The organism is Achromobacter sp. 18P8.1.1 (assembly GCF_057799415.1).
On sequence record NZ_JBYOKH010000007.1, the window covers coordinates 157583 to 165900 of the forward strand.

Genomic DNA, 8318 nt, shown 5'->3' on the forward strand with positions numbered 1-8318 from the left:
CGCGATCTCCGGCGAATCATCATGAGCATCATCACGTTGGCGGGCAGCCCGTCACAGCGTTCCCGTTCTTCCGCGTTGCTGCGCCACGCCGCTCACCTGCTGCGTTCGCGCGGATTGGGCGTCGTCGAATTGGGCTTGCGCGACATCCCGGCCGAAGAGCTGATCGAAGGGCACTATTCGGGCGCTGCGGCCGGCGCGTTGCGGGCGCGCGTAGGAACCGCCGACGCGGTGCTGATTTCGACGCCGGTCTACAAGGCGTCGTTCTCCGGCGGCCTGAAGGCCGTGTTGGACCTTCTGGATGAAAAAGCGTTGGCGGGCAAGGTCGTGCTGCCGATCGCCACGGGCGGCAGTCCTGCCCATCTTCTGGCGCTGGAGTACGGCTTGAAGCCGGTGCTGTCCGCCTTGGGCGCGCGGCACATCCTGGCCGGCGTCTACGCCACCGACAAGCAGGTGCGGGTAGAAGACGACGGCAGTATCCATATCGACGATGACGTCCGCGAGCGGCTGGAAGACTCGGTCGACCGGCTGGCCGAGCAGGTGCTGCCGCGCGGCGTCGTTGCCCATGAAGCCTATGACCTGGGCCGGCTCGCGCTTGCGGGCGGCTTCAGCGTCTGATCGGAGATTTGCAATGGATGTCTTCTGGTTCATCCCCACGCATGGCGATTCACGCTACCTGGGAACCAGCCAAGGCGCGCGCGCCGCAAGCTATGACTACTTCCGCCAGGTGGCCGTGGCCGCCGATACGCTGGGCTATGACGGCGTGCTGCTGCCTACCGGCCGGTCCTGCGAAGACGCCTGGGTAGTGGCTTCCAGCCTGATCGGCGCCACCCGCCAGTTGAAGTTCCTGGTGGCGATCCGGCCGGGCGTCAGTTCGCCGCAATTCTCAGCGCGCATGGCTGCCACGTTCGACCGCTTGTCCGAAGGCCGCTTGCTGGTCAACGTGGTGACGGGCGGCGACCCCGGTGAACTGGAAGGCGACGGCGTCTTCGTCAGCCACGACGAACGCTACGCGATCACCGCCGACTACTTGAAGATCTGGCGCGGCATCCTGGAAAACAGCCACGAGGCCGAAGGCTACAGCTTTCAGGGCGAGCAACTGGTGTCCAAAGGCGGGAAGGTCATCTACCCGCCCGTGCAGAAACCATATCCACCGCTGTATTTCGGCGGCTCGTCGGAAGCGGCGCATGAGCTGGCCGCCGAACAGCTGGACGTGTACCTGACGTGGGGCGAACCGCCCGAGGCTGTCGCGCGGAAAATCGCGGACGTGCGCGAGCGCGCCGCCAAGCATGGCAGGACGGTGCGCTTCGGTATCCGCCTGCACGTCATCGTGCGCGAAACGGAGGACGCCGCCTGGGCCGCGGCGGACGAACTGATCAGCCACTTGAGCGAAGATTCGGTGCGCGCCGCGCAAGCTGCATTCTCGAAGATGGATTCGGAAGGCCAGCGCCGCATGGCCGCCTTGCATGGCGGCAAGCTCAGCGACGACCAGGGCGGCCGTTCGCATCTGGAGATATCCCCCAACTTGTGGGCCGGCGTGGGACTCGTGCGCGGCGGGGCGGGCACGGCGCTGGTCGGCGATCCGCAGACGGTCGCCGCGCGCATCCAGGAATACGCGGACCTGGGCATCGACACGTTCATCTTCTCCGGCTATCCGCATCTGGAAGAGTCTTACCGCTTTGCCGAACTGGTGTTTCCGCTGCTGCCCGGCAAGGGCCAGCGTCAGGTCGGCAACACGGTGCTGACGGGGCCGTTCGGTGAAGTCATGGCGACTGAACTGGTGCCGAAGGAATCGGCAAGCTGATGGCCGCCGCCAGCCCCTCCCATCGCCACCGCCCGGTGCGCAAGGCGCTTGTGCCCTGGGTGGCGGCTGCGGGGTTGCTGGCGCTTTGGCAACTGGCGTCGCTGGCCGGATGGCCGCTCGCGCGTGACCTGCCCGCGCCGTCCGCGGTGCTGTCAGCCGCGGCCTCGGCCGCCGGCTCGGGCGAATTGTGGGCGCCGCTGCGGGTCGGCCTGTGGGGTGCGGCCGCGGCGGCATTGCTGGGGGCCGTGCTGGGTGGCTGGCGGGGCGTGCGTACCGGGGATCGGAAGCTTATCGAAATGGGCCGTTCGGTCGGCCTGGCCGGCTGGCCGCTGTGGCGCGACGTGATCCTGCCCGGCGCCTTGCCCACGCTGCTGGCCGGCGCGCGCCTGGCGCTGGCGCTGTTCTGGGTGTTGCGGGTGACGGTCGATATCGCCGCCACGGGATCCGGCAGCGACCACGCGGCGTTCGTTCCCATCCTGCTCTACGCGCTGTTGGCCCTTGCCACGGATGCGCTCGTCCGCGTGTTGGCGCGCCGCGCATTGCGCTGGGATGCCGCCTTCGTGCCGGATCGCGCTGGCGCTTACTAGGAACTCAATCATGGCCAAGATTCAATCCCTTCAAGACGCGCGGGACGCCAGGCATCCGGACCCCGCCGGCGTCGCGCCGTCGCGGGCGGCGGACTCCGCAAGCGCGGTGGACGCCTTGGCGGCGCAACTGGCCGCCACCGCAGTCGAACGAGACCGCCAGGGCGGGCACGCGGCCGCCGAGCGCGAACTGATCCGTGCAAGCGGCCTCTTGCGCCTGTCGGTGCCCACCGCCTACGGCGGTGCGGGCGCCAGCTGGTCGACCGTGCTGCATGCGGTGCGGCGCTTGGCGCAGGCCGACAGCGCCCTGGCGCACGTCTTCGGCTTCCATCATCTGCAGATCGCCGGCGTGCTGCTCTACGGCACGCCCGAGCAACACGCCTATTTCCTGGGGCCGACGGTCGAGCGCAATCTGTTCTGGGGCAATGCGCTGAATCCGCTGGACCGTCGCGTGATCGCGCGCGCCGAACTCGATGGCTATCGCATCGACGGCGTGAAGGGCTTCAGCTCGGGTTCGGTCGGCTCGGACCTGCTGACGATTTCGGCGTGGCACAAGGCGTCGGATACCGCGCTGATCGCGGCCTTGCCCACGCGAGCCGACGGCATCACCGTCAATCCGGACTGGGACGCGTTCGGCCAGCGCCAGACTGACAGCGGCACGGTGCGGTTCGACCACGTCCGGCTGGAATCGATCCACGTGCTGCAGGCGCCCGGCACGACGCCGACCCCGCGCGCCACACTGCGCTCGCAGATCGCCCAGCTGATCATGACGAATCTGTACCTGGGTATCGCGCAGGGCGCCTACCAGGAAGCCCGGCGCTATGTGCGCGACGACGCGCGGCCGTGGTTTTCGTCGGGCGTGCAGCGCCACGCCGATGACCCCTATGTGCAGGAGCGCTTCGGCGAATTCTGGTTGCGGGTGCAGGCGGCAGAGGCGTTGACCGATCAGGCAGGCCTGGCGCTGGATGCCGCGCTGGCGCGCGGGCCTTCCGTGACGGCGGACGAGCGCGGGCAGGTGGCCGTGGCCGGCGCCCAGGCAAAAGTGCTGGCCCATCGCGCCGCGCTGGAAGTGGGTTCCGACCTGTTCGACGTGACGGGCGCCAGCTCCACCGCCGCGCGCCACGGCTATGACCGCTTCTGGCGCAATGCCCGCGTGCACACGTTGCATGACCCCGTGGCCTACAAGGTCCGCGACCTGGGACGCTTTGCGCTGCTGGACCAGATTCCCGAACCCACCGCGTATTCCTGATGCGCCCGACCCTGACCGGAACTCCGCGATGAGCCAGATTTCCCCCCTTCCCGCCGTGCCGCAGCCGGTGATCCGCCTGGATTCCGTCAGCAAGGCGTTTGCCACGCGTGCGGGCCGGTTTGATGCCGTGCGCGACGTGTCGCTGTCGATCCGCGCCGGCGACACCTTCGGCATCATCGGCAAGAGCGGCGCGGGCAAGTCCACGCTGCTGCGCCTGATCAACCTGCTGGAACGCCCGGATGCGGGCGCGGTGCACGTGGCGGGCACCGAACTGACCGCGCTGTCCAAGCGCGAACTGCGCGGCGCGCGCCAGCACATCGGCATGATCTTCCAGCAGTTCAACCTGCTGCAGAACGAGACCGTGTTCGAAAACGTCGCCTTCCCGTTGCGGGTGCATGGCGGGCGCACCCGTGAACAGATCGCCGCGCGCGTGCGGGACTGCCTGGATATCGTCGGCCTGACCGACAAGACCGCCAGCTACCCGGCGCAGTTGTCGGGCGGGCAGAAGCAGCGCGTGGCGATCGCGCGCGCCTTGGCCAGCGAGCCCGCCGTGCTGCTGTGCGACGAACCCACCTCGGCGCTCGACCCCGAAACCACGCGGTCGGTGCTGGCCGTGCTGCGCGACATCAACAAGCGCCTGGGCGTGACCATCGTGATCGTCACGCACGAACTGGCCGTGGTGCGGGCCCTGTGCCGCCATGTGGCCGTGATGGAGAACGGGCAGGTGCTGGAGCAGGCCGAGATCTCGGGCGCCAACGTACACCTGTCTTCTGCGCTGGGCCGCGAACTCATCCGCGAAGCCACCCACCCCTACGAAGAGGTCGCATGATGCTGGATACCTTTGTGCAGTTGCTGCCCGAGCTGGGCGTGGCCGTCGGCCAGACTTTCCTGATGCTGGCGATCGCGCTGGCGGCGTCGATCCTCCTGGGCGGGCCCCTCGGGGTTCTGGTGTTCCTGACCGGGCCGGGCCAGTCGCTGGACCGACCCGTGGTGCATCGGCTGCTGAGCTGGACGGTGAATACCGTGCGCTCGTTCCCGTTCATCATCCTGCTGGTGGCGCTGGTGCCCTTCACGCGCGTGATCGCGGGCACCTCCATCGGACCCGTGGCGGCGGCGGTGCCGCTGTCTTTCGCGGCGATCCCGTACTTTGCGCGGCTGGTGGAACAGTGCCTGCGCGACGTGCCGCGCGGCGTGATCGAGGCGGCGCACGCCGCCGGTGCGTCCGAGCTGCAGATCGTGCGCCGCGTGTTGCTGGTAGAGGCGCGTTCGGGCCTGGTGCTGGCGCTGACGGTGCTGGCGGTGAGCTTTCTTTCGTACTCGGCAGTGGCCGGCGTGGTGGGGGGCGGCGGCATCGGCGACCTGGCCATCCGCTATGGCTACTACCGCTTCCAGACCGACGTGATGGTGCTGACGGTGGCGCTGCTCGTCGTGCTGGTGCAGATCATCCAGGTTGCGGGCAATACCGTCGCGCGCCGCATCGACAAGCGTTGAATCCAAGAGGACTCCCATGGCATTTCCCCGCTCTACCCTGATCGCGGCGCTGGCCGCGCTGACCGTCGCCGGCGCCGCGCACGCGGCGGACACGGCCAAGAAGGAAATCGTGTTCGGCGCCACAGCCGGCCCCTATAGCGACCAGATCAAGCTGGGCATCAAGCCCATCCTGGAGAAGCAGGGCTACACAGTCAAGATCGTGGAGTTCAACGACTACATCCAGCCGAATTTCGCGCTGGCGCAAGGCGCGCTGGACGCAAACGCGTTCCAGCACGTGGTCTACCTGAAGAACTTCGCCGCCAAGAACAAGCTGGAATTGTCCGAACTGGTGAAGGTGCCTACCGCGCCGATCGCCATCTACAGCAAGAAGTACAAGAGCGTGGACGCCGCGCCCGATGGCGTCAGCGTGGCCGTGCCCAACGACCCGACGAACCAGGCGCGCGCGCTGGTGGTGTTGCAGGAACTGGGCTGGGTGAAGCTGCGCGAAGGCTATGACCCCTTGCAGGTGTCCGAGAAGGACGTGGCCGTCAATGTGAAGAAGATCAAGCTGATTCCGCTTGAAGCCGCGCAACTGCCGCGATCGCTGGACGATACCGACTACTCGTTCGTGAATGGCAACTTTGCGTTGGCGTCGGGGCTGAAGCTGACTTCGGCGCTGGCGCTTGAGAAGACCACGCCCACCTACCAGAACCTGGTGGCCGTGCGCACGGCCGACCTGGACAAGCCCTATGTGAAGGATATTGCTGCGGCCTATGCGTCGCGGGAGTTCCTGGCGGTCACCGAGAAGTCGTTCGCCGGTTTCGTGAAGACTGATTATCAGCAGAAGCTGGAAGCGGCCCGCTAGGGTTGTCCGGCGGGAGCGCACGGCCATGTTTGTCCATCCGAACGAGTTCGAACTGCTGCAGCACCTGGAGGTGCCGGGGCGCGCCCGGCATGACGAGGCGCCGGATTCGGGGCAGGACGGCTGGCGGGCGCTGCGCGTCACCGTGCGCAACCTGGCCAAGCGCCATGGCGCGCGCAGCGTGCTCAACGGACTGGACCTCGACATCGCCGCGGGCGAATTCGTGGTGGTCACGGGGCGCGGGGGCACGGGCAAGAGCACTTTGCTGCGCATCCTGGCCGGCCTGGAGCGGCCCACCGGCGAACAAGGCGGCCCGCCCGCGCGTTCGCCGGTGCTGTTCGACAACTTTCCGCAATGGGCCAGCGACGACCGCGTGCGCTTCTTGTTCGCCGACCCCCGGCTGCTGCCATGGAAGCGCGTATGGCAGAACGTGGCGCTGGGCCTGCCGGGCGACGCGCGGGCCCGGGCCGGCGAGGCGCTGCGGCAAGCGGGCTTGGCCGGTCGCGGTGGCGACTGGCCGGCGCAATTGACCGAAGGCCAGCGTCAGCGCGTGGCCCTGGCGCGCGCGCTGGCGCGGCGGCCGGGCTTGCTGCTGCTGGATGAACCGTTGGGCGGCCTGGACGCGCTGACGCGCATCGAGGCCCAGGCGGCCATCGAACAGGCCTGGCGGCGCGACGGCTTCACGGCCGTGCTGGCCACGCGGGATGTCTACGAGGCCGTGGCGCTGGCCGACCGCATCCTCGTCATCGATGACGGCGCGGTGGTGTTCGACGAACGGGTGGAACTGGCGCGCCCGCGCGCACGAGGTTCACCGGCGTTTTCCGCCTTGGCGGCGCGCGTGTTGCGCGCCGTGTTGAAAGAACCCGAACCGCCGGACGCGGACCGGCCCTTGGCGCCGGTGATCCAGATCCGGCACTTACGGCTGGCGGTATAGCGCCGCGCAGCCCGCATTCACGCAATGGCGCCATGACGGCGCCGCCCTTTCCCTTTCAGGAGCAAACCATGAGCATTCAATCCATCAACGCCCGCAACCAGTTCCGCGGCAAGATCAAGGAAATCATCCTGGGTCCGGTGGTGTCCGAGGTGGACGTCGATACGCCCGCGGGCATTGTGACGTCGGTGATCACGACGCGTTCGGTCAAGGAACTGGACTTGCAGGTGGGCACCGAAGTCCTGGCCTTCGTCAAGGCGACCGAGGTGTCCGTCGCCAAACTGTGAATGCAACGACGGCGCCGGCGCTTTCCTTGCGCCGGCGTTAGGCATATATTGTCAGCGCGATATCCGGCGGTTTCCTCCTGGCTTGTAGCTTTATGCGTTGCTTCACGGAGAACGGTTCATGCGTCGACTGCAAGGGTGGTTCATCGGCTGGTTATGCCTGGGGCTGGCGGTCTGCCTGCCCGCGGTGGCGCAGACCAAGCTGGACAATGGGCAGTTGGATCAGTTGATGGCGCCGATCGCGCTGTACCCCGATTCCTTGCTGTCGCAGATACTCATGGGGGCCACTTACCCCGATGACATCGCCGCCGCCGCCAAGTGGTCGGCCGCGCACACGTCGGAATCCGGCGACAAGGCAGTCAAAGCCGTCGAAGGCGAAACCTGGGACCCCAGCGTCAAGTCGCTGATGGCGTTCCCGTCGGTCATGGACCTGATGGGCCGGCAGCCCGACTGGGTGAAATCCGTGGGCGACGCCTTCCTGGCGCAGCCGGACGGCGTGATGGATTCGGTCCAGCGGCTGCGCGCGCAGGCGCAAAAGGCCGGCAACCTGAAGAGCACGCCGCAGCAGAAGGTGACCTCCAGCACCACCGACAACAAGACCGTGGTGGTGATCCAGCCCGCCGATCCGCAAGTCGTCTACGTGCCAAGCTACAACCCGACCGTGGTCTATGGCGCCTGGGCCTATCCCTCGTATCCCCCTTACTACTATCCGCCGCCGCCGGGCTCGGTGTTCGCGACCTCGCTGGTGGCCGGCATCGGTTTCGGCCTGGGCGTGGCCGCCGTGGATTCCATGTGGGGCGGATTCAACTGGGGACACAACGACGTGGACATCAACGTCAACCGGTACAACAACGTCAACGTCAACCAGCGCATCAACAACGCCAACAACAATAACGTGGCGTGGCAGCACAATCCCGCCAACCGCGGCAACACGCCTTATGAAGATCAGGCCAACCGCCAGCGCTACGACAACCAGCGCCAGGCCGGCTTGCAAAACCGCCAGGCGGGCCAACAGCGGCCGGGGCAAGGCCAGGGCGGAAGACCGCCTGGCGCCGCAGGTGCGCCCAATTCTCGCGATGCGGCGCGCGACCGCGCCGCGCAATCCTTCCAGGGACGCACCGGGCAGTCGATTCCGGG

At 67.6% G+C, this 8318-nt stretch carries 10 protein-coding genes; all 10 read left to right on the plus strand.

The annotated features are described in order from the left end of the window. The first annotated feature begins 21 nt into the window (after positions 1 to 21). Complete coding sequence (gene ssuE, locus AC27VE_RS07685; RefSeq protein ID WP_006227335.1) at positions 22 to 615, plus strand: NADPH-dependent FMN reductase; 594 nt, start codon at positions 22 to 24, stop codon at positions 613 to 615. Positions 616 to 628: 13 nt separating this feature from the next. Then, the gene (gene ssuD, locus AC27VE_RS07690) at positions 629 to 1801 is read left to right on the plus strand and encodes an FMNH2-dependent alkanesulfonate monooxygenase (RefSeq protein ID WP_006227334.1); all 1173 of its coding nucleotides are present in this window, start codon (positions 629 to 631) and stop codon (positions 1799 to 1801) included. Beyond that, on the plus strand, positions 1801 to 2388 hold the full coding sequence (locus tag AC27VE_RS07695; RefSeq protein WP_488703477.1) for an ABC transporter permease: 588 nt from the start codon (positions 1801 to 1803) through the stop codon (positions 2386 to 2388). The genes ssuD and AC27VE_RS07695 overlap by 1 nt, the downstream gene beginning before the upstream one ends. A 10-nt stretch (positions 2389 to 2398) precedes the next feature. Beyond that, complete coding sequence (locus tag AC27VE_RS07700) at positions 2399 to 3634, plus strand: acyl-CoA dehydrogenase family protein (protein ID WP_488703478.1); 1236 nt, start codon at positions 2399 to 2401, stop codon at positions 3632 to 3634. A 28-nt stretch (positions 3635 to 3662) separates the two neighbouring features. Further along, positions 3663 to 4463, plus strand: a complete 801-nt coding sequence (locus tag AC27VE_RS07705) for a methionine ABC transporter ATP-binding protein (RefSeq protein ID WP_454676040.1) — start codon at positions 3663 to 3665, stop codon at positions 4461 to 4463. Further along, complete coding sequence (locus AC27VE_RS07710) at positions 4463 to 5125, plus strand: methionine ABC transporter permease (protein ID WP_088591273.1); 663 nt, start codon at positions 4463 to 4465, stop codon at positions 5123 to 5125. Before AC27VE_RS07705 ends, AC27VE_RS07710 begins: the two co-directional genes overlap by 1 nt. A gap of 16 nt (positions 5126 to 5141) precedes the next feature. Further along, a complete protein-coding gene (locus AC27VE_RS07715; RefSeq protein WP_488703479.1) occupies positions 5142 to 5969 on the plus strand; it encodes a MetQ/NlpA family ABC transporter substrate-binding protein in 828 nt (275 codons plus the stop codon). A gap of 25 nt (positions 5970 to 5994) precedes the next feature. Continuing rightward, positions 5995 to 6900 (plus strand): ATP-binding cassette domain-containing protein, encoded by a 906-nt coding sequence (locus tag AC27VE_RS07720; protein ID WP_488703480.1) that lies wholly within the window; start codon positions 5995 to 5997, stop codon positions 6898 to 6900. 68 nt (positions 6901 to 6968) lie between these two features. Continuing rightward, positions 6969 to 7184 carry a TOBE domain-containing protein gene (locus tag AC27VE_RS07725; RefSeq protein ID WP_006227327.1) on the plus strand — a complete coding sequence of 72 codons (216 nt, stop codon included), beginning with the start codon at positions 6969 to 6971 and terminating at the stop codon, positions 7182 to 7184. A gap of 118 nt (positions 7185 to 7302) precedes the next feature. After that, the coding region (locus tag AC27VE_RS07730) for a DUF3300 domain-containing protein (protein WP_488703481.1) at positions 7303 to 8318 on the plus strand (1016 nt) is incomplete at its 3' end.